The organism is Marinobacter sp. W-8, assembly GCF_044342215.1.
GTDB lineage: Bacteria > Pseudomonadota > Gammaproteobacteria > Pseudomonadales > Oleiphilaceae > Marinobacter > Marinobacter nauticus.
On record NZ_CP172297.1, the window covers coordinates 803,478 to 824,216 of the forward strand.

Sequence of the window (20,739 nt, forward strand, 5' to 3'; positions counted from 1 at the left end):
ACAATCGTCGAAGGTCAGGATAAATCAGATGGGAATTTTGTGTGTTTGAGTTGCGTAACAGAGCGTTGCCAGTTTGAATCAGGATGCGATGTCAAACAGGCGTTCTGGGTTTTCCACCTGGGCCAGAGCCTCGTCGCAGCAGTTCACCGCGCCGCAATCGTCCGCGGAGCACAGGCCGATGGTGTTGCACTCAATGGCCTGATGGGTGTCGCCCTGGTTACGGAAAATTCTGGCGCGGGAGAGAATGGAATGGCAATGCCCGCACAACAGGGTGGGCACGGCGCTCCCCTGGGCCAGGATGGCAGTGTAATGGTTGTTGTCTGTCATAGTTATCCTCCTGATCAGATCACAGTAAGGGCGAAGTGTGACATTTCAAAGTCAGTCCGGGCCTGGGCCCTGCACTTCGGCTTCCGCAGTTGTACGTATCAGGCGTCAGGATCGACCAACGGCCGGCGGTTGGAGCGCTTGTCCTCCCAGTCGAGTTGCTTGGGGTCGTACCAGCCAAGTCCGTCCAGAACCCGTTGGCGAGTGTATTCAGACAGCGTGGGCCAGAGCTCCTGGAAATCCTCCAGGCCGCGATCCCGCAATCGTTGCTGCTTGCCACTCAGGCGGCTGATGGTTCTGGGCAGGTGCAGGGCCTCGCCCAACTGGCCGGGCACGAGTACCTCCTGGCCCATCACCTTGCGACGATGGGTTCGGGCTGCCAGCACTTTCTGCAGTTCCAGTGCGGCCTCCAGCGCGCTCTCCACGGTAAAGTTGTCTGCTTCCAACCACATAACCTGTATTGTTGGCTGATCGATAACCAACCACTATAACGCGAACCCCACTACACTGGCCACGCTATCGTGGTAGTCTGCTTTCCCTATCAGCCCCGATGGGCATGTTCTGGACAGGAATTGTTTAACTATGTACGCAAAACTTGAAACACGGACTTTTCTGGCGATGCTGCTCGGTGTGTCGCTTGCGTTCATTCTGTTGATGAAGCCGTTCTTTGGCCCGATCTTCTGGGCGGTGGCCATTGCGCTGATTTTCCATCCGGTGCAGCAGTTGCTGGTACGCAGACTTGGCGACCGGCCGACACTAAACGCCCTGATTACACTGTTCGTGTGTATGGTGATCGTGGTGATTCCGGTGCTGGTACTGGGCGCGGCGCTGATCGCGGAAGGTATGGGGATCTACCAGAAGATCCAGGCCGGAGAGATCCGGCCGGGGGAATACATTGATCAGGTTAACCAGTCGTTTCCTGCCATCCAGGCCTTTCTGGCCCAGTTTGACATCAATTTTGCGGATCTGAGGGACCGCGCCGTTAATGCCTTTCTGGGGGGGAGTCAGTTTCTGGCCAAGCAGGCCCTGGGCATCGGGCAGAACACCTTTCAGTTCTTTCTGGGGCTGGCTCTGATGGTTTACCTGGCCTTTTTCCTGATTCGTGATGGCCAGAAACTGATAGAGCTGATGATTCGCGCCTTGCCGCTGGGTGATGAGCGTGAGCGCCTGTTGTTTGCCAAATTCGCGGAAGTCACCCGTGCCACGGTCAAGGGTAACCTGCTGATCGCCATCATTCAGGGTGCGCTTGGTGGCATAATCTTCTGGATACTTGGCATTACCGGAGCCTTGCTGTGGGGGGTGGTCATGGCCATCGTCTCATTGCTGCCAGCCGTCGGGGCTGCGATTGTCTGGGTGCCGGCGGCCATCTATCTGGCTGCCGTGGGGGACATTGTGCCGGCCATCATTCTGACCGCCTATGGGGTAGTGGTGATTGGTCTGGCGGATAACCTGCTCCGGCCTGTGCTGGTAGGGCGGGACACCAAAATGCCGGACTATCTCGTGCTTTTGTCCACCCTGGGCGGCATTGTTATGTTCGGCATCAATGGTTTTGTCATGGGTCCGCTGGTGGCGGCGTTGTTCATGGCGTTCTGGGGCATTTTTATCCGTGAATTTGGCCAGTATCACTATGCCGATCCGGCAAATCCCGAGAATGGTCCGGCCCGCGAAGATTAAATTATGTTATGGTCTAGGAAGCGCTGATACGTAGAGGAAGGCGCCACACTATAAAAACAGAACAGCAGATGTCACAGAGATATCCAGGAGTAGATCAGGTGAGAACCATGAAAACAGTCACCCGTCACATCGGCAGGACGGTGCTGGCGGTCGGAACGGTCGCCCTGCTGGGCCTGGCACCCGTTGCCCAGGCCAATGAAGTGGTCGCGCTCAAGCACGCGCTTTATGGCGCCGGTTACGACATCACCAATGTCAGCCCGAGCATGGATGACAAGACCCGGGCGGAACTGACCCGCTTCCAGAAAGACAACGGCCTTGAGGCAACCGGTATTCTGAACGAGGAAACCGAGCGTGCTCTGGGGCTGATCACCGTGCAGCAGGCGGCCGCTGATGCGGGCCAGTCTGCGCCGGCGGCAACTGCGCAGGCGGCACCGGAAGAACCGGCTCCAGCTGAGACCGAGTCTTCTGCCGAAGACACCATCGAAGAAGACGAAGATGGTGGCTGGTCGCTCTGGTAAACGCCAGTCCCCGGATAAAAAAAGCCCGCAAGGCAAACACTTTGCGGGCTTTTTTGTGGTCCAGATTCAGTCCAGCTTGCTCAAATCCCGAACCGCACCTTTATCGGCACTGGTGGCCAGCAGTGCGTAGGCTTTGAGGGCGGCGGATACCTTCCGGTCCCTCGGTAACTCCGGTTTCCAGCCCCTGGCGTCGCGTGCTTCACGTCGCTGTGCCAGTTCTTCCTTACTGACCTGAACATTGATAGATCGGTTGGGGATGTCGATCAGAATGGTATCGCCATCCTCAATCAGACCAATCGCGCCGCCGGCAGCAGCTTCCGGCGAAGCATGGCCGATGGAGAGCCCTGAAGTGCCGCCGGAGAAACGGCCGTCGGTCAGTAATGCACAGTCCTTGCCCAGACCTTTGGATTTCAGGTAGCTGGTCGGGTAGAGCATTTCCTGCATGCCGGGGCCGCCTTTTGGCCCTTCGTAGCGAATGATCACCACATCACCGGCCTTGACCTCGTCACCCAGAATGCCGGCCACGGCGGAATCCTGGCTTTCGAAGACCCGGGCCTTGCCCTCGAAGACGTAGATGCTTTCATCAACGCCCGCGGTTTTCACCACGCAGCCATCCTGGGCGATATTGCCATACAGTACCGCCAGACCGCCTTCTGAAGAATAAGCGTGTTCCACGGAGCGGATGCAGCCGTCTTCACGGTCGCCATCGAGGCTTGGCCAGCGGGTGCTCTGGCTGAAGGCTGTCTGAGTCGGAATACCGGCTGGGCCGGCTTTGTAGAATTCGATCACTTCGGGTGTTGGCGAGCGCATGATGTCCCAGGTTTCCAGGGCTTCACGCATGGTTTTGCTGTGAGTCGTGGGCAGGTCGACGTTGATCAGGCCGCCGCGCTCCAGTTCACCCAGAATGCCCATGATGCCGCCGGCGCGGTGCACGTCTTCCATGTGGTACTTGGGAGAGTTGGGGGCGACTTTGCAAAGCTGAGGGACCTTGCGGGACAAGCGATCGATGTCGGCCATGGAGAATTCAACACCGCCTTCCTGGGCCGCAGCCAACAGGTGCAGGATGGTGTTGGTGGAGCCGCCCATGGCAATGTCCATGGTCATGGCGTTCTCGAATGCTTCCACGGAGGCGATGCTGCGCGGCAGAACGCTGGCATCGTTCTGCTCGTAATAGCGTTTGGCATTCTCCACAATCTGGCGACCGGCTTTCAGGAACAGCTGTTCCCGGTCGGCATGGGTGGCCAGCATGGAGCCATTACCGGGCAGGGCCAGGCCGATGGCTTCGGTCAGACAGTTCATGGAATTGGCGGTGAACATGCCGGAGCAGGAACCGCACGTGGGGCAGGCGCTGCGTTCGTATTCCTCGACCATCTCATCGGTCGCCGTTGGATCGGCGGCGATGACCATGGCATCCACCAGGTCGAGCTTGTGTTCAGAAAGCTTGGTTTTTCCGGCTTCCATCGGGCCGCCGGAAACAAAAATGGTGGGAATGTTCAGGCGCATGGCGGCCATTAGCATACCCGGGGTAATCTTGTCGCAATTGGAGATGCACACCAGCGCATCGGCGCAGTGGGCGTTGGCCATGTATTCCACCGAGTCGGCGATGATTTCCCGCGACGGCAGGGAGTAAAGCATGCCATCGTGCCCCATGGCGATACCATCATCCACAGCAATGGTGTTGAACTCTTTGGCAACACCGCCGGCCGCTTCGATCTCGCGGCAAACCAGCTGGCCCAGGTCTTTCAGGTGAACGTGCCCGGGCACAAACTGGGTGAAGGAGTTGGCAACGGCGATGATGGGTTTGCCGAAGTCCTCGTTCTTCATGCCGGTGGCACGCCAGAGGGCGCGGGCACCGGCCATATTGCGGCCGGCAGTAGAGGTGTGGGAACGATACTGGGGCATGGTAGGCGGTTCTCTCCCTAGGTTATCGGATAAAGTGAAAGACCAAAGGATAACAGATTCGACGCCGCTCGCATGGCCCTTTTCCTGAGTGGTGATTACAATACGTAACATGTGATGACCGTTTATTATCCAGCAGTTCAGGGGAGTCTGCCTATGGGCGGCCAGGAAAGCCTGCCATTACGTCGTCTTAAAAGTTTTCAGCCTTTGGGCCGTCTGACGGACGATCAGCTTGTGTTGTTGGCCAGCCGGGCTGAGCGCAGAACCCATAGACCAGGGCAGAGGGTCATGGAACGGGGCGTTCGGGATGGTCTGGATTATTTTCTGATTTCCGGCGCCGTGGAGCTGCAATCGGTTGATGGTCGTAAGTCGACCATTGAGGCTGAGACCGACAAAGCTCTCAATCCAGTAGCCCGTCTGCAGCCCCGGATGTATGACGTTACTGCAGTCAAACCCTGCGAGTTTCTGGTGATCGAGCAGGAAGTGCTGAACCAGATGCTGCGGGCGGCGCCCATTTCCCAGGTGGAAATGGACTCGTCGGATCACGACGAAGACCAGAGCGAAGAGCACCATCTGTTGATGGAGTTCTACTCTGAGCTGCGGTCCAATCAGGTCCAGTTGCCGAGTGTGCCGGATGTGGCCTGGAAAGTCCGGCGGGTGGTGGATAGGGATGACTCGTCGGCCACCGAGGTCGCTTCCGCGGTGTCGGCAGACCCGGCCATGGCGGCCAAGCTGGTACGTTCCTGCAACAGTCCGCTCTATCGCGGTTTCAGCGATGTCCGCAATGTGCGTGAGGCTGTGGTTCGGCTGGGCATGCGTACCACCCGGCAATTAGTGACGGTGTTCGCCATGCGCGAGGTGTTCAAGACCCGTCGGGCGGCATTGCAGAAAGAAATGGAGCAGCTATGGCGCCATTCCCGGGAGGTGGCAGCGCTGTGCTGGGTGCTGGCGGACCACGCCACACGTATTGACCCTGAAGAAGCGCTTTTGGCGGGGTTACTGCATGATATCGGGGTGGTTCCTGTGCTGGTGCAGGCGGAGCACCACGTCAATCTGTTCGCCGATGACAGAAACCTGCACCATGCTATCGACGAACTCCGCGCCGATGTCGGGTGCGCGGTACTTGAGAACTGGGCGTTCCCGAAAGCCTTCGTGGAGGCGGTGCGCCATGCGCAAGACTGGCATCATGAGTGCCGGGAAACTGCGCCCCAACTGGTTGATGTGGTGATTGTTGCCCAATTGCATTCGATGATTGGCTCCAGCCAGAATGAGGGGCTTCCAGCCTTTGATCAGGTGCCGGCATGGCGCCGGCTGGGCGAGCTGGAACTGAATGCTTCCAGAAGCCTGCAACTGCTGAGTGAGGCCCGGGAACGGGTGGATGAAGTGCAGAAGCTTCTTTCGATTCGATAGACCAAGCCGCAGCAGGAGCCTGGCCAGTAGTGACTGAAAAACTTATGAACGTACCGCTGTTTCCATTGAATTCAATCATCCTGCCCGGGGGGCGAATCCCCCTGCAGCTGTTCGAGCCCCGTTATATCGACATGCTCACCCGTTGCCTGAAGGAGGATCGCGGTTTTGTGGTGGTTTTGTTGCGAGAAGGTGTCGAGACCGAAGCCCGGGCCTCGTTCTACGACATGGGCACCTACGTGCGGATCATCGATTTCCAGCAACTGGATAATGGTCTGCTGGGCATTACGGTTGAGGGTGATTGCAAGGTGTCCGTCGTCCGCAGCTGGCAGCAGGAAGATGGCCTCAATGTTGGCGATGTGGAGTGCCTGATTGCCGAGGCCGAGAGCGATGTGCCGGAACGTTACCACGAGTTGCCCTCGGTCTTGCGCGCGCTGTTCCGGCATCCGGTGGTCAAGGATCTGGAGATGGACGTGGATTACGACGATGCCCGCCATATTGGCTGGAGACTGACCGAATTGCTGCCGCTGGATAAGCAGGAAAAACAGCGGCTGGCGGAGCTGCAGGATCCGCTCGAGCGACTTGACCGACTGCAACAGTTGCTGGAAGCGCTGGAGCAGGGCGGCTGACGGTCAGGGCTGGGGTGCGTAACTCACCATGGCGGTTTCCCAGTTCCACATCATGTACATGGCCACGAATGCCAGCCAACCGACACCGATGGCCCAGGTCAAGCTGTCCGGGCTCAGCGCCACCCTGTCATATCGACTGTAACTGGCCCGCGTCGCTCCGGTGATCGCCAGCCCCAGGAACAAGCCGCCAAGTACATCCGTGAACCAGTGCACGCCAAGATAAAGCCGGCTCAGGGCCACCGGCAGCAATGGCAGTGACAGAAACAGGTAATGCTGCCAGCGCTGGTGTTTCCGGTTTTCGCCCGCGACGAAGCTGGCCGCTAGCGTGACCAGTACGGTCATTCCGGCCGTATGCCCGCTGGGGTAAGCGCCGGAGCTTGGTGCCGAGAGCACCTGATCTGGTCGGCTGATACCGATACCCGCTTTCAGCAGCCAGACACTGATCGCGGTGATGGCTGCGGCACTGGCAATATGAATAGCCGCTGCGTAGTAGCCCCTGAATGCCAGTAAAAGAACGGTCAGTACGGCGGCGGCGAACAGGACCGGGGGATCTCCCAGCAGTGTGAACGCCACCATGGGAAAATCCAGAAGGGGTTGGCGCAGAGCACTGAACCACTGCAGCACCTGCTGGTTCATAAAGGCCAGTTCATCACTGACTCCGACCAACTGTGCCAGCCCCAGAAATAATGCGAGGGAGGTTGCCGTCAGTAGCAGTGACGGCAGAGGAAACTCCCCCTGCTGAGCCGGCCGTTCACTGCTGTATAGACGCCAGAACCGGTGTGTCGCATCGTATTGACTCATCCGGGATTCCAGCCATTGATAGAGCCAGCTCCCTTCACCAACGCCGAGCCGAACCCTCAGTACAATCAGATAGACAACCACCAGCGCGGCGCCACTGACGGCAAGCACCAGATAGAAATGAGGCGGTGGTTTGATCTCATTGCCCAGGGCCGAGCCTACGAAAAATCCCGGGAGAATATAAACCAGCGCCCAACCCGCGGCTGATAGCAGGTTGAAGGTGAGAAAGCGCCGCCAGGACATGGTCAGCGCACCGGCAATCAGGGGAATCACGGGGCGTATCGGCCCCACGAACCGGCCAATGACCACGCTTTTTCCCCCATGGGCGCGAAAGAAGCTCTCACCACGGGCAATGAGGCCCGGGTATCGACTGAATGGCCAGACGGTATTCAGGCGCCCCTTGAACAGGCGGCCGATGGCGAAGCTGATGGCGTCCCCGGCCACGGCGCCAAGGCCGGCCCACAGCAGGGCGTCTGACAGGGGCAATCCGCTCTTGCCGGCAAGGGCGGCAAACGCGAACAGTAAAGCCACCCCGGGCACGATGATGCCGGCAATGGCCAGAGATTCTATCAGCGCGGTCAGGAACAGGGCGGCAATCAGCCAGCCCGGATTGACTGCTACCCAGGACGTAACGTCGGTGAGCCAGTTTGAGGTCATGCCTGGACGGGCTCTCCCGGGCTGAACCAGGCAGAATCCGCGCCCCGCTTCCTGGCTTCGAGCATGGCGGTGACGGCGCGGTCACGCAGTGAGTGGGTGCTGGTGTCACCGTTGCCCCGGGTGGTGCAGCCGAGGCTGACCGAGATCTTGCCAACCTGGGCCCAGTCGTGTTCGCTGAGGGTTCTGCGAATGCGCTCTGCGATTACGCGGACCCCTTCCTCCGGCGTAAACGGCAGAATCAGAAAAAACTCTGAGCCGTTGATGCTGTAGAGCGAATCCCCGGCCCGGATGATTTCAAACAGGGTGCCGGTGACGTCGCGCAGCAGAGTCTGCAGGCCGGCCTTGCCGTGCAGGTCACGAATTTCGTCGGCATGGTCGATGTTCAGGCTGACCACCGACAATGGATGCCCGGTGGCAATGGCGCGACTGATCTCCTTCTGCAGTGTCTCATCCAGAAAACGGGCGTTATGGGCTCCGGTGGCGGTGTCAGTAATGGCGAGGTCCTGGGCTGATTGCGCCATATGGTCGTAGTGCCAGATATACAGGGCGGTCACCGCCAGTAATGCCAGCAGGCCGGCTGTCGTCAACAGGGCAGTGTCTACGGATGCTGAGAGCCAGGTGACAATCAGCACCGGCACCAGCAGCATTCCCGAGAGCATCAGTCCGTGCCGCAGGGGCAGAATCAGCAGGTTCAGCGATAACAAAGGCATGGCCCAGTGGCTGATGCCGGGGGCATCCATGGTCAGTACCGCAGCAACCAGACCACTGTTGAGGCCGGCGAGAATGACCAGGTGACCCGGTGCGGAAAGTTGCTGGCGACGGCATAGCCAGGTATAGACCAGGCCGGCAACCAGCAGGGCGGTCATGGCCAGGGCCAGATAGAACAGCTGGTAGAAGCCGTAGCGCAGGTTCTGCAACGCCAGCGCGGCGGTGAACAGCGCTGCCAGGCCGTAGCCAAAGGCGTGGGTCCAGGTTCGGAGGCGTGTCTCGGTCATTGCGCTGCCTCCCGGCCGGAAGGTTCAGCCGGCACGCTGGCCTCTGGAGGCACCGGGTTACTGTATGTCTGGGTTCGGTTTCCGCCCTGCTGTTGGGCCCGTCGCAGGGCGTTGGCAACGCTCTGTTGCAGGCTGTCGGCATCGTCGCCGATGTTGAGCCCGGCCACGCCGGTACTGACTGTAAGTTTCAGGCCGTGAGAATCCATCAACGTGCACAGGCCACGGCGAACCTGTTCTGCGGTGCGAGCTGCCTCGGCGGTATTGGCGCCCGGGAGAATCACCAGAAACTGCAGATCAGCCACCCGGTAGTAGGTGTCGAAATCCCGGAGCTGGGAGTGCAGGTAGCGACCGATGCGCGGCAGAATCGCGCGAATGTCTTCATCCGGATCGACGTCGCTCAGGTGAGTATCCAGCCCGATCATCATCACCGACATGTTGGTGCCTTCCCGCTCGCTGCGTTGTATCTCCTTATGCAGGTCTGCTGACAGGTATTCCCGGCTGGCGGCCTGGGTGAGCTCATCGGTACGTCGTAAGGGGGCAAGCTGCCGGGATTTGTACTCGCGCATGAACACCAGAATTGCACCCAGGAGCGTGGTCAGTACCAGCGCAGTCATCATCTGGTGCCGGTCCGGGAGGGCTACTGCCCATTGGGTACCGGCCAGCACTAGGAAAATGAAGATGACGGTGACAATGGCGGCCAGGTAGACCGGTGCCATGGCAAACAGTACCAGCGGCAGGGCATAGAGCCAGTGGCTGAGTGGCCAGGGGCCAAGCCAGATGGCCGATACCAGAGCCAGGACCAGGGCAATCAGAAAAAATGCCCGCAATTGCGGCCAGGGGGCATTTTGATGCCCTTTGCCCTGATGGGTGCCCGCCAGGCAAAGACCTGCTGCAGCTGCGGCCGCCACGGCCGCCAGCAGCTCTCCCATGAACAGACAGAGCCCGGTGGTCAGGCCAAAGGCAATAAACCCGCTGCGGGAAAACTTGCCGGGAAGAAATTTTTCGGCGGTTTGGGGCATTGAGTCTGTCCTTTGCTGGCGCATCCATTTGAACCTGTGCAGCGCTATAATAGTCGTTTGGGGTGCGGACTTGAAACGGGAAAGGTAAAGTAACCCTCCCGTTTTGGAATCAGCTTGCAGAATTAAGGGTAAATCAATGGATGTAGCAGCCTACATGACGGAACTCGGCCAGCAGGCCAGGGCCGCTTCCCGGGAAGTCGGCCGGTCTTCCACGGCGGTGCGGAATCAGGCACTTCTGGCCACCGCCGATGCCCTGGACGCCGCCCGATCCGAGCTTGCCACGGCTAACAGCAAGGATCTGGAGCGTGGCCGGGAAAATGGACTCGATAGTGCCATGCTGGATCGCCTGGAACTTACCTCTCAGCGCATCAATGCCATGATTGAGGGTTTGCGACAGGTGGCTGCGCTGCCGGACCCTGTGGGTGTGATTACTGATATGACGTATCGCCCGTCGGGTATTCAGGTAGGCAAGATGCGGGTTCCGCTGGGGGTGATCGGTATCATTTACGAGTCCCGGCCCAATGTCACGGTCGAGGCTGCCAGCCTGTGCCTGAAATCCGGCAACGCAACCATTCTGCGCGGCGGCTCCGAGGCGATTCACTCCAACCAGGCCATTGCCCGTTGTCTCAAACAGGGTCTGAGCGAGGCGGGGTTGCCGGAAACTGCAGTCCAGGTGGTCAGCACTACCGACAGGGCCGCTGTGGGTGAGCTGATTACCATGCCTCAGTTCGTGGACGTGATTGTTCCTCGCGGCGGTAAGGGCCTGATCGAGCGTATCAGTCGGGACGCCCGTGTGCCGGTAATCAAGCATCTGGATGGTGTGTGTCATGTTTACATCGACAGCCATGCCGACCCGGAGAAGGCGCTGAAGGTAGCGGTTAATGCCAAAACCCAGCGTTACGGGACCTGCAATACCATGGAAACCCTGCTGGTTGATGACGAGGTGGCGGAGGACTTGTTGCCGCTGCTGGCGGAACAGTTTCGAAGCAAAACCGTGGAGTTGCGGGGGTGCCCGCGCACCTGTGCCATTCTCGGAGATATTGTCGAAGCCACCGAGGAAGACTGGCACGCGGAATACCTTGCCCCCATTCTGGCGGTGAAGGTCGTTGACGGACTGGATGGTGCCATTGAGCACATCAATCGCTACAGCTCCCAGCACACCGACAGCATTATCACCGAAAACTACACCCGTGCCCGTCGGTTCCTGACGGAGGTGGATTCCAGTTCTGTTATGGTCAATGCCTCAACCCGATTTGCCGATGGCTTCGAGTATGGCCTGGGCGCTGAGATTGGTATTTCCACCGATAAGATCCATGCCCGTGGGCCGGTCGGTCTGGAAGGGCTTACCTCACAGAAGTACGTGGTGTTCGGTGACGGCCATATCCGGACCTGACACCATGCATGTGATCTACGGCGGCACCTTTGACCCGATTCACCACGGTCACCTCCGACTGGCACTGGAAGTATCCGAGGCGCTTGAGGTGAGCCAGGTGCACCTGGTGCCCAGCCATATCCCGCCGCATCGGGGTAGCACCGGAGCCAGTTCGGCGCAGCGTCTGGAGATGATCCGGCAGGCCATCGCCGGCGAACCCGCGCTGGTGCTGGACGAACAGGAGGTGCACCGGGGCGGAGCCTCATACACTGCCGATACATTGCGCCAGCTTCGGGCCGAGCTGGGGCCGGATTGTCCTCTGGTGATGGTGGTCGGTACCGACGCTTTCTCATCGTTTGACCGCTGGCGCGAGTGGCAGGAGATCCCCGGGCTTGCCCATATCGTGGTGGTGCGCCGCCCCGGCTCGGAACTGCCGGTGGGCAGCGAGGCAGCGCAGCTGGTAGCAGAGCGCTGTGTGGGTTCAGCGTCGGAGCTGCATTCGCGGCCGGCGGGCCTGGTACTGGAGCTGGCGCCGCCGTTGCTGGACATTTCCGCCACTGGTATTCGACGGCGTATCGCGGCGGGTCGGTCGCCACGCTACCTCACCCCGGATGACGTCTGCCAGAGTATCCGCGCCTGGGGGCTCTACGGTGCCCGGCCCGTTGAAGGCCAATAGGAGTTATTCACAGGCGTCTTTGATGCTACAATCGCGTCTGAATATCATTGATCGGGTGGCCATACCGGCCAGTACCCGTACTACAGGGTAATTATGCAGGCTGAACAACTGAAAGATCTGGTCGTTAACGCACTGGAAAATATCAAGGCTCAGGACATCAGTGTGATTGATGTTCGCGACCGCACCAGCGTGACCGATTTTATGGTTCTGGCATCCGGTACCTCCAACCGACATGTAAAATCCCTCGCGGATTCGGTGGTGATCGAGGCCAAAGAGCAGGGTGTACGTGCATCCAACGTTGAAGGTGAAGGCGGCAGTGACTGGATCCTGGTTGATCTGGGTGACGTGGTTGTTCACGTGATGATGCCTGCTACCCGGGAGTTCTACGATCTGGAGCGCTTCTGGCGTGATGCTCCGGATCTCGGTGCTGCGGGCAGCGAGTAGTCATGCGCCTGCGTCTGATCTGTGTGGGGCAGAAAATGCCCGACTGGGTCACTGCGGGGTACAACGACTACGCTCGCCGGATGCCGCCCGAGTTGCCCCTTGAACTGACAGAAATCCCCATGGCCCACCGGGGCAAAAATCCCGACATCTCCCGACTGATGCAGCGGGAAAGCGACGCTATCCTGTCTGCGGCAGGCACCCGTGACCGCGTGGTGGCTCTGGAGGTGGGTGGGCGCCCCTGGTCAACGGAAAAACTCGCCTCACAGCTGGAAAACTGGCAACAGGACGGCCGGGATGTCGCTTTTCTGGTCGGCGGCCCTGACGGCCTGGCGGATGCCTGTCGGCAGCGGGCGGATCAGCAATGGTCACTGTCGCCTCTTACCTTGCCCCACCCTCTGGTGAGAATCCTCTTGGCTGAGCAACTCTACCGGGCCTGGACCATCACCCGTAACCACCCTTACCACCGGGCCTAGGAACAGACATGGTCTGGGGCGAACTGAAAAATACCGCAGCGGAGCGCCGGCTGTTCCAGCGCCGGGCCATGGTGATGCTGGTATTCGTCCTGGTGCTGATGACCGGGTTGCTGGCGCGGATGTACCAGTTACAGATCGTTGAGCACGAGATATATACCACACTGTCTGACAAAAACCGGGTTCAGGTACAGTCGGTACCGCCACCCCGAGGTCTGGTGTACGACCGGAATAACATTTTGCTGGCGGAGAATCGCCCGGTATTCAGCCTGACGGTGGTGCCGGAGCGCGTTGGCGACATGGATGCAACCCTGGCGCGCCTGAGCGACATCCTGAGTATTGCCGATGAAGATCTGGAACGATTCCAGCGCCGACTGCGGGAGCCGCGACGTCCGTTCCAGGCGATCCCCCTGAGTTACGATCTCGACGAAGCCGAAATTGCCCGCATGGCAGTGCACCGGCATCAGTTTCCCGGGGTGGAAGTTGAGGCCGAACTGGTTCGCTACTATCCCCATAGCGAGCTGACCGCCCATGCCCTGGGGTTTGTCGGCCGTATCAATCGCGACGAACTTCAGCGTATCGATCCGGTCAATTACGCGGGGACCAACTACATCGGCAAATCCGGGATTGAGCGTTTCTACGAGGAGGCGCTTCACGGTCAGGTGGGCTACCAGCATGTAGAAACCAACGCCCGTGGCCGGATCTTGCGGGTGCTTGAGCGAGTAAATCCTGTTCCGGGCGAAGACCTCCAGCTCCATCTTGATTTGCGGCTCCAGCGTCGGGCGCATGAGCTGATGGAGGGCAGGCGAGGTGCGATCATTGCTATCGAGCCCAAGACCGGCGGGATTCTGGCGCTTGCCAGTGTGCCCGGTTTTGATGCCAATAAGTTTGTGACCGGTATCAGCGTCAATGATTATCGCGAATTGAGTCAGAGTATCGATAAGCCATTGTTTAACAGGGCGCTCCGGGGCCAGTACCCCCCTGCGTCGACCATCAAGCCCATGATGGCTGTTGCTGCGCTGGACAGCGGAGCAACGGATAAAGACCGTAGAATCTGGGACCCGGGATACTTCCAGTTGCGTGAGGGCGGGAGGCGCTTTCGGAACTGGAATCGCTCTGGTGATGGCTGGGTGGATCTGAAGTACTCGATGGCGAGATCCAATGATGTTTACTTTTACGCAGTGGGCGTTGATATGGGGGTGGATGTCATGTCTTCCTATCTGGCCCGGTTCGGCTTTGGTGAGGATGCCACCCTGGATGTGTCCGGTGCTTTGACCGGGTTGTTGCCGACCGCAGACTGGAAAAGGGCCGTGAGAAATGAACCCTGGTATCCCGGAGACTCAGTCAACATGAGCATTGGGCAGGGTTTTTTGCTGGCAACGCCCATGCAACTGGCAACGGCTACAGCATTGATTGCCAATCGCGGAGCCTGGGTTGAGCCCAGGTTGCTTAAGGATGTTCACGGCGACAGTCCAGTGGAGGAGTTCCTGCCGGAGCAGACGCATGAACAGCTTGAACTGAAGGATCCTGACGATTGGGAATATGTCGTCGATACCATGGAAGAAGTGATGCATGGTGCCCGGGGGACGGGTCGAAGCGCTGGTCGAGGCGCAAGCTACCGAATGGCCGGTAAAACCGGCACGGCCCAGGTATTCAGTCTTGGTCAGGATGAGGAGTACGACGAAGAGCAGATAAGGGAACGGCTTCGGGACCACGCGCTGTTTGTCGGGTTTGCGCCAGCGGATGACCCCAAGATCGCAGTGGCGGTTATCGTTGAAAATGGTGGCAGTGGCAGCGGCGCCGCGGCTCCGGTTGCCCGCGCCTTGTTTGATGCCTGGCTGGAGGAGTTTCCGGCGGAGCAGGCGGAACCTGTAATCAGCGATTCCAGCGCGGCCGGGGGAGACAACTGATGGCCGGCAGCAAATTGTGGAGCAGTCAGACTAGCAGCGATCTGGGGCGCAACCGCAGTATCTGGTCAGCGTTGCATCTGGACCCGATTCTCCTGGGGCTTCTGTTGTTGCTCGTCGGTGGCGGCCTTTTTGTGCTTTACAGTGGTGCTGACCGGAATATTGATGTGGTCAAGGCACAGGGTATTCGCCTGGGCGTTGCCTTTGTGGTGATGTTCGTATTCGCTCAGTTGGACCCGGCGGTCTTTCGCCGATGGGCGCCCTGGCTCTACGGCTTGGGGCTGATCGGGCTGGTCGCCGTGTTGCTGGTGGGTGTTGGTGCGAAAGGGGCGCAGCGCTGGCTGGCACTGCCGGGGCTACCCCGGTTTCAGCCTTCCGAGTTCATGAAGCTGGTGGTGCCGATGATGGCGGCCTGGTATCTCTCTCGCTATTACCTGCCGCCGACCTTCCCGAAGGTGATGACGGGGCTGGTGATCGTTCTGCTGCCGATGTTCCTGATCATCCAGCAACCGGATCTCGGTACCTCTCTGCTGGTCGGCATGGCCGGCATTTTCGTGGTGTTTTTTGCCGGTATCAGCTGGAAGTTGATTGCCGCGTTCCTCGCCATGGTCTCGGTTTCTGCCCCCCTGATGTGGTTCTTCGTCATGCGGGAATACCAGAAGCAGCGGGTATTGACGCTGTTGGACCCTCAGAGCGATCCACTCGGAGCCGGCTGGAATATTATCCAGTCGAAAACCGCGATCGGTTCCGGCGGTATGGAGGGCAAGGGCTGGTTGCAAGGCACCCAGTCACACCTGGAGTTTTTGCCGGAAAGCCACACCGACTTTATTGTCGCGGTGCTGGCAGAGGAGTTCGGTTTTATCGGTATGTTGCTGCTGTTGACGGTGTACTTCCTGATTATCCTGCGTTGTCTCTATATCTCGGTTACCGCCCAGGACTCCTTCAGCCGGTTGGTGGCCGGAGCGCTGACGATGACGTTCTTTATCTATATCTTCGTCAACATCGGAATGGTGAGCGGCCTGTTGCCAGTGGTCGGTGTGCCTTTGCCGTTGATCAGCTATGGCGGCACCTCAAGTGTCACTTTGATGGCGGCGTTCGGCGTGCTGATGTCGATTCACACCCATCGCCGGATGATCACCGCCTGAACCAGTAATGATGGCTGCCCGGTAATGGTGTATACACAAGGGAACCCGTTACAATGTTGCTGGTCAGTAATGGCGGTATCAATACACAGGTTTTGGGGTAGTGAACAGACATGGTCAAGGTCTCTGACAAACGGATCCCCGCACTGGCTTTAGCTGCCTTGCTGGCCGGCTGTGCCAGCAGTCCTGAAGTTGACCACTCGTCACGCTACACCATTAAGCAGGATCGGGCTCCTTCGGGCAGCTTTGACGCCAGTGGCCTGGCCGATGCCACACCCCGTTATGAGCAGCCACGGACGGCTGGCAACAAGTCGCCCTATACGGTCTGGGGCAAGCGCTATCATGTGATGGACAGTAACGACGGCTACGTGCAGCGCGGCACCGCGAGCTGGTATGGCGAGAAATTTCACGGCCACAAGACCTCCAACGGTGAGGTGTTCGACATGTATGCCATGTCGGCGGCACACAAATCCCTTCGGATTCCGGGTTACGCGCGAGTGACCAATCTCGATAACGGCCGTTCGGTGATTGTCCGTGTGAACGATCGCGGCCCCTTCCACGGGGATCGCCTGATCGATCTGTCCTATGCCGCTGCCAAGAAGCTCGGCTATCAATCCCGTGGTACTGCCAGGGTCGAAGTGGCCGCTATTACGGTGCGTCCGGACGGCGCCATGTTTCTGGCTGGCAAGCCGTTTGATGCCGCTGGCCAGGCTCCGGTGGTTGCCTCACAGGCTTCCGGAACAACAGAGCTGGCCGCCGGTGAGGGGCTGTTTGTCCAGCTCGGCGCATTCAGTCAGCGGGATCCGGCTGAGGCCATGCGCGAGCGTCTGCTGGGAGTGCTGGATAATCCTGTGAGGGTCCGGGAGATCACCACTGATAATGGCCGGTTCCATCGGGTTCAGGTGGGGCCATTCAAGAGCGAGGGCGACGCGCGCTACGCTCAGAACCTTCTGGAATCCAGAGGGTTCCGGCAGTCTATTGTACTGACCGATTCGCACTGAACCGACTGAGTTCAGAACCAACATAAGACAAGCATCTGACGACGAATGAAACTATCCATGGCTTTCAAGACTGTAACTCGAACCCTGTTTCTGGTTTTCTCCCTGCTGCTGATGAGCGGGCAGGCCTCGGCGCAGGCGGTACTGATTCCGTCTCCGCCGCAGATTGCCGGTAGCTCCTGGGTATTGATGGATCCGCTCAGTGGTCGTGTGATCATGGAGCACAATAGCAATGAGCGTTTGCCACCGGCGAGTCTGACCAAAATGATGACGGCCTATATTGTCGAGCGCGAGCTGGATGAAGGCCGTATCTCCATGTCGGATATGGTGCCGATCAGTGTCAAAGCCTGGCGTACCGAAGGTTCCCGAACCTTTGTGCAGGAAGGCACTTCGGTTTCGGTTGAGGATCTGCTCAAGGGTGTGATTATCCAGTCTGGCAACGATGCGTCTGTGGCGTTGGCCGAGTTTGTGGCCGGCAGTGAAGGGGCTTTCGTGGACATCATGAACCAGCAGGCGCAACTGCTGGGCATGAAAGATACCCACTTCGAGAACGCCACTGGCCTGCCCTCCGCAGACCATTTCTCAACCGCCTACGATCTTGCGGTCCTGGCACGGCATATTATCCAGGACTATCCGGAAAACTACCCGCTGTATGCGCAGAAGCACTTCACCTACAACAATATTCGTCAGCCCAACCGAAACAGCCTGCTGTGGCGGGATGACAGCGTTGATGGTTTGAAAACCGGGCACACGGAAGAGGCCGGTTATTGCCTGGTGGCATCGGCCAAGCGGGGTGAGACCCGGCTGATTGCTACGGTTATGGGAACCAGCAGCTCTGAGGCCCGGGCCCAGGAAGTGCAGAAAATGCTCAACTACGGCTTCCGCTACTTTGAAACCGAGCGGCTATTCCGTGCCGGTCAGGAGCTGATGGCGTCCAGAGTGTGGGGCGGTCAGGCGGATGAGGTGTCGGTAGGCATGCCGGAGGATATCTATGTCACCATTCCCCGTGGCTCCCGCGAGCAACTGGAATCGGTGGTCGACCTTGATTCCGTCATAAAAGCGCCCATTAAAGTGGGAGATGAGCTGGGCCGCGTTCGTGTTGTTCTGGGCGGTGAAACCGTGGTGGATGAGCCTGTGTTGGCGCTCACCGAAGTGCCGGAAGGCGGTTTGTTCAAGCGCATCTGGGATGCCATCAAGCTGTTTTTTGTTCAACTGTTTAACTGAGGTTGAGGCGCTGTTTGCCTTAGCCGGGAGTAATGTGCGGCATGACTGAGCCGAAAGCACCAAAAATCGAGTTTCCCTGTGACTATGTCATCAAGGTGATTGGCAATGCCGCGCCCGATTTCACCGAATTTGTGGTGGAGGTCGTTGAGCAGCATGCCCCGGGACTGTCTGAAGCGGACATCTCGGTGAACGACAGCAGCAAAGGCCGGTTTTCTTCGGTTCAGCTGAAAATTGTGGCGACCGGTGAAGATCAGCTCAAAGCACTGTTTGAAGAGCTCAAGGCCAGTGGCCGCGTTCACATGGTGTTGTAACCGTGGCTGACCTCATCGTGCGGTCACTGGGGCAGCAGCCCTACATGGAAACCTGGGAAGCGATGAAATCGTTCACCGCCAACCGGGACGAGGCCACCGTGGATGAGCTCTGGTGCCTGGAGCATCCCCGGGTGTTTACCCAGGGGCAGGCGGGTAAAGCCGAGCATATCCTTCTGCCAGGAGACATTCCGGTGATTCAGGTGGATCGAGGTGGCCAGGTGACCTACCACGGCCCCGGGCAGCTGGTGATCTACCTGCTGATTGATCTGACCCGGCGTAAACTCGGGGTGCGTAACCTGGTCAGTGCTATTGAACAAGCGATTGTCCGTACCCTGGCCCAAGGCGGCATTGAAGCAGCACCGCGGTCAGACGCGCCGGGTGTCTATGTGAACGGCGCCAAGATTGCGTCCTTGGGTTTGAGGGTCCGCCGGGGCTGCTCCTTCCATGGCCTGGCTTTGAATGTGAACATGGACATGGAACCCTTCTCCCGAATCAACCCTTGTGGCTACGCGGGTATGTCCATGTGCCAAGTCAGTGATTTTGAGGCCGGAGCCTCGGTCTATGACCTGGAACGCCGGCTGGTGAGCGAGCTGGTCGAAGGCCTGGGCCATTGTCAGGTGGAGCAACGTCAGGGCTGGTGAAGCGCCTCAGTAGCCTGACACACGCGATTTCTCCCCAGCGTCTTGGCCTGATACAGCGCCTCATCGGCCCGTTGCAGCAGGCGATCGATCGACTCCGACCCCTGTATACAGGCCACGCCGATGCTGATGGTGGCGGTCACTCGCTTGCCCGCGCAGTCAATGGCCTGGCTCGCCACGGCTGAACGGATTCGCTCTGCCGTAGCGGCGGCTTCGGTCAGGGCGGTTTCGGGGAGTAGTACCAGAAACTCTTCTCCGCCCCAGCGGGCGATGGTGTCCACCTTGCGGCTCTGGCCGGTCACGGTGCGGGCAACTAACACGATCATGTCGTCGCCCGCCTGGTGACCGTAGCTGTCGTTTACATTCTTGAACAGGTCGATATCCATCAGCAGAACCGAGAAGCTGCGACCGTTACGCAGGTAGCGCTGATACTCTGTTTCCAGTTGTTCCAAACCTTCGCGGCGATTGGCCAGGCTGGTGAGCGCGTCGTGCTTGGCGGCGTACTCGAATTCTGCGGCCAGCCGGATCAAGCCTAGCTTGCTCCGCCGCCGGCTCTGGTCGAGGATGTAGCAAGTGGCCATTTCGAAAGCCAGCACGATGATCATGGAAAGCCGGAAGCTGGTACTGTAGGGCGAGTCAAAAACCATATCCCCCAACGGACTGAACAGAAATAATACGGCCAGCCATCCGCCCACACAGGCCAGTATGCCGACTCTGGCTTCACTGATGTAGAAGATTATGGGGGGATAGGCGAACAGCCAGATGATGGCCGACCCGTCTTCAACCGCCTGAATGGCCAGGTAGGTAAACAGAGCGATAATCAGGGTAATGAATGCCCGGCGCTGGAGGGTTTTGTGGCCCAGGCTCAGAAAGACGATCGCATTAATGGCCAGAAGGGCGGCGAAGGCCAGCAGCAGCTTTGAAGTTAACGGGTCCCCGTGGCCGGACGAGCGCCAGGCAAAAAACACAAGCAACGGCGCTGCCGCACAGGTGAGGCCGTTGATCAGGGCCGGTACCGGTATTTCGCCTTTAACGCGAAACTGGGACAGTTCGGCGTCTGGCGTTCTTGAAGCGGGCTGATTCATGTGTGCGTGATGTTGTTGTAGTTGATAAATATCACAGAAACCCTGCCAGCCAATACTAGACCGCTTTGTGAACTGTGACTGTGTCAAAACGTAATCAACGTCACGATCTCTTTTAAATTGGTCGAACTTTATACACATTGGCTGCAGGGGCAGCGCCAGAGCGACGACTGGGTTAGGTAGTTGCCCGCTCAGATCCGTATAATGGTCAGATGCATCGCAGGCATTCACATTTCCTGACAGAAACAGGTCTTTCATGTCGTCCAGCCGACCCGGAAAATCCGTCTCCCGAATCAAGACCGGCAGCTTTGAACGCAGGTTGTCGCTGACCCGAGCGGGGTTGTTCGCAGGCACGCGCATGGCGTCCCATATGGCGACCAACTGGTTCAGCAGCAAGGAAACCCGGGAACAGAGGCATCGGGCCATGTTGTCCAGCCAGGCCCGTTTTCTGGTGGACGAACTTGGCCGGCTCAAGGGCAGTGTGGTCAAGATCGGCCAGGTCATGGCGCTGTACGGTGAGCACTTTCTTCCGGAGGAAGTAACCGAAGCGCTGCA

The 20,739-nt window shown here is 58.9% G+C and carries 21 protein-coding genes; 14 read left to right on the top strand and 7 right to left on the bottom strand.

Annotated features, from left to right (window positions below):
- Nucleotides 1–78 precede the first annotated feature (78 nt).
- Together ACF8YQ_RS03665 and ACF8YQ_RS03670 are read right to left on the bottom strand one after the other, a co-directional pair.
- Complete coding sequence (locus tag ACF8YQ_RS03665; RefSeq protein WP_396622615.1) at nucleotides 79–327, bottom strand: hypothetical protein; 249 nt, start codon at nucleotides 325–327, stop codon at nucleotides 79–81.
- A 98-nt stretch (nucleotides 328–425) separates the two neighbouring features.
- Nucleotides 426–776: a hypothetical protein gene (locus ACF8YQ_RS03670; protein ID WP_014420653.1), complete on the bottom strand. Its 351-nt coding sequence runs from the start codon at nucleotides 774–776 to the stop codon at nucleotides 426–428.
- A 130-nt stretch (nucleotides 777–906) separates the two neighbouring features.
- On the opposite strand from ACF8YQ_RS03670, the gene ACF8YQ_RS03675 reads away from it, so the two are divergent.
- Together ACF8YQ_RS03675 and ACF8YQ_RS03680 are read left to right on the top strand one after the other, a co-directional pair.
- Nucleotides 907–1,998 carry an AI-2E family transporter gene (locus tag ACF8YQ_RS03675; protein ID WP_022991975.1) on the top strand — a complete coding sequence of 364 codons (1,092 nt, stop codon included), beginning with the start codon at nucleotides 907–909 and terminating at the stop codon, nucleotides 1,996–1,998.
- Nucleotides 1,999–2,105: 107 nt separating this feature from the next.
- Nucleotides 2,106–2,516 (top strand): peptidoglycan-binding domain-containing protein, encoded by a 411-nt coding sequence (locus ACF8YQ_RS03680; RefSeq protein ID WP_224851124.1) that lies wholly within the window; start codon nucleotides 2,106–2,108, stop codon nucleotides 2,514–2,516.
- Nucleotides 2,517–2,582: 66 nt separating this feature from the next.
- Here the strand turns inward: ACF8YQ_RS03680 and ilvD are convergent, their stop codons facing one another.
- Nucleotides 2,583–4,418 (bottom strand): dihydroxy-acid dehydratase, encoded by a 1,836-nt coding sequence (gene ilvD / locus ACF8YQ_RS03685; RefSeq protein ID WP_224851126.1) that lies wholly within the window; start codon nucleotides 4,416–4,418, stop codon nucleotides 2,583–2,585.
- Between the two features lie 153 nt (nucleotides 4,419–4,571).
- On the opposite strand from ilvD, the gene ACF8YQ_RS03690 reads away from it, so the two are divergent.
- Nucleotides 4,572–5,825, top strand: coding sequence for an HDOD domain-containing protein (locus tag ACF8YQ_RS03690; protein WP_224851127.1), 1,254 nt, complete (start codon nucleotides 4,572–4,574; stop codon nucleotides 5,823–5,825).
- Nucleotides 5,826–5,869: 44 nt separating this feature from the next.
- Entirely contained in the window at nucleotides 5,870–6,451 is a 582-nt protein-coding gene (locus tag ACF8YQ_RS03695) for an LON peptidase substrate-binding domain-containing protein (RefSeq protein WP_236955996.1), read from the top strand.
- Between the two features lie 3 nt (nucleotides 6,452–6,454).
- Here the strand turns inward: ACF8YQ_RS03695 and ACF8YQ_RS03700 are convergent, their stop codons facing one another.
- Genes ACF8YQ_RS03700 through ACF8YQ_RS03710 form a run of 3 tightly spaced genes read right to left on the bottom strand, consistent with a single transcriptional unit; the run spans nucleotide 6,455 to nucleotide 9,920 of the window.
- Nucleotides 6,455–7,906, bottom strand: coding sequence for a bifunctional DedA family/phosphatase PAP2 family protein (locus ACF8YQ_RS03700; protein WP_396622616.1), 1,452 nt, complete (start codon nucleotides 7,904–7,906; stop codon nucleotides 6,455–6,457).
- The gene (locus ACF8YQ_RS03705; RefSeq protein WP_396622617.1) at nucleotides 7,903–8,901 is read right to left on the bottom strand and encodes a GGDEF domain-containing protein; all 999 of its coding nucleotides are present in this window, start codon (nucleotides 8,899–8,901) and stop codon (nucleotides 7,903–7,905) included. The genes ACF8YQ_RS03700 and ACF8YQ_RS03705 overlap by 4 nt, the downstream gene beginning before the upstream one ends.
- Nucleotides 8,898–9,920: a GGDEF domain-containing protein gene (locus ACF8YQ_RS03710; protein ID WP_396622618.1), complete on the bottom strand. Its 1,023-nt coding sequence runs from the start codon at nucleotides 9,918–9,920 to the stop codon at nucleotides 8,898–8,900. Before ACF8YQ_RS03710 ends, ACF8YQ_RS03705 begins: the two co-directional genes overlap by 4 nt.
- 136 nt (nucleotides 9,921–10,056) lie before the next feature.
- Between ACF8YQ_RS03710 and ACF8YQ_RS03715 the strand changes: the two genes are divergently transcribed.
- The 10 genes from ACF8YQ_RS03715 (at nucleotide 10,057) to lipB (ending at nucleotide 19,105) form a co-directional block, all read left to right on the top strand.
- Nucleotides 10,057–11,313, top strand: coding sequence for a glutamate-5-semialdehyde dehydrogenase (locus ACF8YQ_RS03715; protein ID WP_396622619.1), 1,257 nt, complete (start codon nucleotides 10,057–10,059; stop codon nucleotides 11,311–11,313).
- Between the two features lie 4 nt (nucleotides 11,314–11,317).
- Nucleotides 11,318–11,968 carry a nicotinate-nucleotide adenylyltransferase gene (gene nadD / locus ACF8YQ_RS03720; protein ID WP_396622620.1) on the top strand — a complete coding sequence of 217 codons (651 nt, stop codon included), beginning with the start codon at nucleotides 11,318–11,320 and terminating at the stop codon, nucleotides 11,966–11,968.
- Nucleotides 11,969–12,061: 93 nt separating this feature from the next.
- On the top strand, nucleotides 12,062–12,412 hold the full coding sequence (gene rsfS / locus ACF8YQ_RS03725) for a ribosome silencing factor (RefSeq protein WP_011785874.1): 351 nt from the start codon (nucleotides 12,062–12,064) through the stop codon (nucleotides 12,410–12,412).
- Nucleotides 12,413–12,414: 2 nt separating this feature from the next.
- Entirely contained in the window at nucleotides 12,415–12,885 is a 471-nt protein-coding gene (gene rlmH, locus ACF8YQ_RS03730; RefSeq protein ID WP_113879826.1) for a 23S rRNA (pseudouridine(1915)-N(3))-methyltransferase RlmH, read from the top strand.
- Nucleotides 12,886–12,893: 8 nt separating this feature from the next.
- Nucleotides 12,894–14,792 carry a penicillin-binding protein 2 gene (gene mrdA, locus ACF8YQ_RS03735; protein WP_396622621.1) on the top strand — a complete coding sequence of 633 codons (1,899 nt, stop codon included), beginning with the start codon at nucleotides 12,894–12,896 and terminating at the stop codon, nucleotides 14,790–14,792.
- Nucleotides 14,792–15,934: a rod shape-determining protein RodA gene (rodA, locus tag ACF8YQ_RS03740; RefSeq protein ID WP_396622622.1), complete on the top strand. Its 1,143-nt coding sequence runs from the start codon at nucleotides 14,792–14,794 to the stop codon at nucleotides 15,932–15,934. The genes mrdA and rodA overlap by 1 nt, the downstream gene beginning before the upstream one ends.
- Before the next feature lie 110 nt (nucleotides 15,935–16,044).
- Entirely contained in the window at nucleotides 16,045–16,932 is an 888-nt protein-coding gene (locus ACF8YQ_RS03745; RefSeq protein WP_011785870.1) for a septal ring lytic transglycosylase RlpA family protein, read from the top strand.
- 57 nt (nucleotides 16,933–16,989) lie between these two features.
- Nucleotides 16,990–18,153, top strand: a complete 1,164-nt coding sequence (locus tag ACF8YQ_RS03750) for a D-alanyl-D-alanine carboxypeptidase family protein (protein ID WP_396622623.1) — start codon at nucleotides 16,990–16,992, stop codon at nucleotides 18,151–18,153.
- A gap of 32 nt (nucleotides 18,154–18,185) precedes the next feature.
- Nucleotides 18,186–18,464, top strand: a complete 279-nt coding sequence (locus ACF8YQ_RS03755; RefSeq protein ID WP_370228928.1) for a YbeD family protein — start codon at nucleotides 18,186–18,188, stop codon at nucleotides 18,462–18,464.
- A gap of 2 nt (nucleotides 18,465–18,466) precedes the next feature.
- A complete protein-coding gene (gene lipB / locus ACF8YQ_RS03760) occupies nucleotides 18,467–19,105 on the top strand; it encodes a lipoyl(octanoyl) transferase LipB (RefSeq protein WP_014420669.1) in 639 nt (212 codons plus the stop codon).
- On the opposite strand, the gene ACF8YQ_RS03765 is transcribed toward lipB, so the two are convergent.
- A complete protein-coding gene (locus tag ACF8YQ_RS03765; protein ID WP_396622624.1) occupies nucleotides 19,093–20,187 on the bottom strand; it encodes a GGDEF domain-containing protein in 1,095 nt (364 codons plus the stop codon). The genes lipB and ACF8YQ_RS03765 overlap by 13 nt on opposite strands.
- Nucleotides 20,188–20,739: the final 552 nt, after the last annotated feature.

Excerpts from the sequence above, each read along its gene's own strand:
- ACF8YQ_RS03665 (WP_396622615.1), bottom strand. The coding sequence starts at position 327 with ATGACAGACAACAACCATTACACTGCCATCCTGGCCCAGGGGAGCGCC.
- ACF8YQ_RS03670 (WP_014420653.1), bottom strand. The coding sequence starts at position 776 with ATGTGGTTGGAAGCAGACAACTTTACCGTGGAGAGCGCGCTGGAGGCC.
- ACF8YQ_RS03675 (WP_022991975.1), top strand. The coding sequence starts at position 907 with ATGTACGCAAAACTTGAAACACGGACTTTTCTGGCGATGCTGCTCGGT.
- ACF8YQ_RS03680 (WP_224851124.1), top strand. The coding sequence starts at position 2,106 with ATGAAAACAGTCACCCGTCACATCGGCAGGACGGTGCTGGCGGTCGGA.
- ilvD (WP_224851126.1), bottom strand. The coding sequence starts at position 4,418 with ATGCCCCAGTATCGTTCCCACACCTCTACTGCCGGCCGCAATATGGCC.
- ACF8YQ_RS03690 (WP_224851127.1), top strand. The coding sequence starts at position 4,572 with ATGGGCGGCCAGGAAAGCCTGCCATTACGTCGTCTTAAAAGTTTTCAG.
- ACF8YQ_RS03695 (WP_236955996.1), top strand. The coding sequence starts at position 5,870 with ATGAACGTACCGCTGTTTCCATTGAATTCAATCATCCTGCCCGGGGGG.
- ACF8YQ_RS03700 (WP_396622616.1), bottom strand. The coding sequence starts at position 7,906 with ATGACCTCAAACTGGCTCACCGACGTTACGTCCTGGGTAGCAGTCAAT.
- ACF8YQ_RS03705 (WP_396622617.1), bottom strand. The coding sequence starts at position 8,901 with ATGACCGAGACACGCCTCCGAACCTGGACCCACGCCTTTGGCTACGGC.
- ACF8YQ_RS03710 (WP_396622618.1), bottom strand. The coding sequence starts at position 9,920 with ATGCCCCAAACCGCCGAAAAATTTCTTCCCGGCAAGTTTTCCCGCAGC.
- ACF8YQ_RS03715 (WP_396622619.1), top strand. The coding sequence starts at position 10,057 with ATGGATGTAGCAGCCTACATGACGGAACTCGGCCAGCAGGCCAGGGCC.
- nadD (WP_396622620.1), top strand. The coding sequence starts at position 11,318 with ATGCATGTGATCTACGGCGGCACCTTTGACCCGATTCACCACGGTCAC.
- rsfS (WP_011785874.1), top strand. The coding sequence starts at position 12,062 with ATGCAGGCTGAACAACTGAAAGATCTGGTCGTTAACGCACTGGAAAAT.
- rlmH (WP_113879826.1), top strand. The coding sequence starts at position 12,415 with ATGCGCCTGCGTCTGATCTGTGTGGGGCAGAAAATGCCCGACTGGGTC.
- mrdA (WP_396622621.1), top strand. The coding sequence starts at position 12,894 with ATGGTCTGGGGCGAACTGAAAAATACCGCAGCGGAGCGCCGGCTGTTC.
- rodA (WP_396622622.1), top strand. The coding sequence starts at position 14,792 with ATGGCCGGCAGCAAATTGTGGAGCAGTCAGACTAGCAGCGATCTGGGG.
- ACF8YQ_RS03745 (WP_011785870.1), top strand. The coding sequence starts at position 16,045 with ATGGTCAAGGTCTCTGACAAACGGATCCCCGCACTGGCTTTAGCTGCC.
- ACF8YQ_RS03750 (WP_396622623.1), top strand. The coding sequence starts at position 16,990 with ATGGCTTTCAAGACTGTAACTCGAACCCTGTTTCTGGTTTTCTCCCTG.
- ACF8YQ_RS03755 (WP_370228928.1), top strand. The coding sequence starts at position 18,186 with ATGTGCGGCATGACTGAGCCGAAAGCACCAAAAATCGAGTTTCCCTGT.
- ACF8YQ_RS03765 (WP_396622624.1), bottom strand. The coding sequence starts at position 20,187 with ATGAATCAGCCCGCTTCAAGAACGCCAGACGCCGAACTGTCCCAGTTT.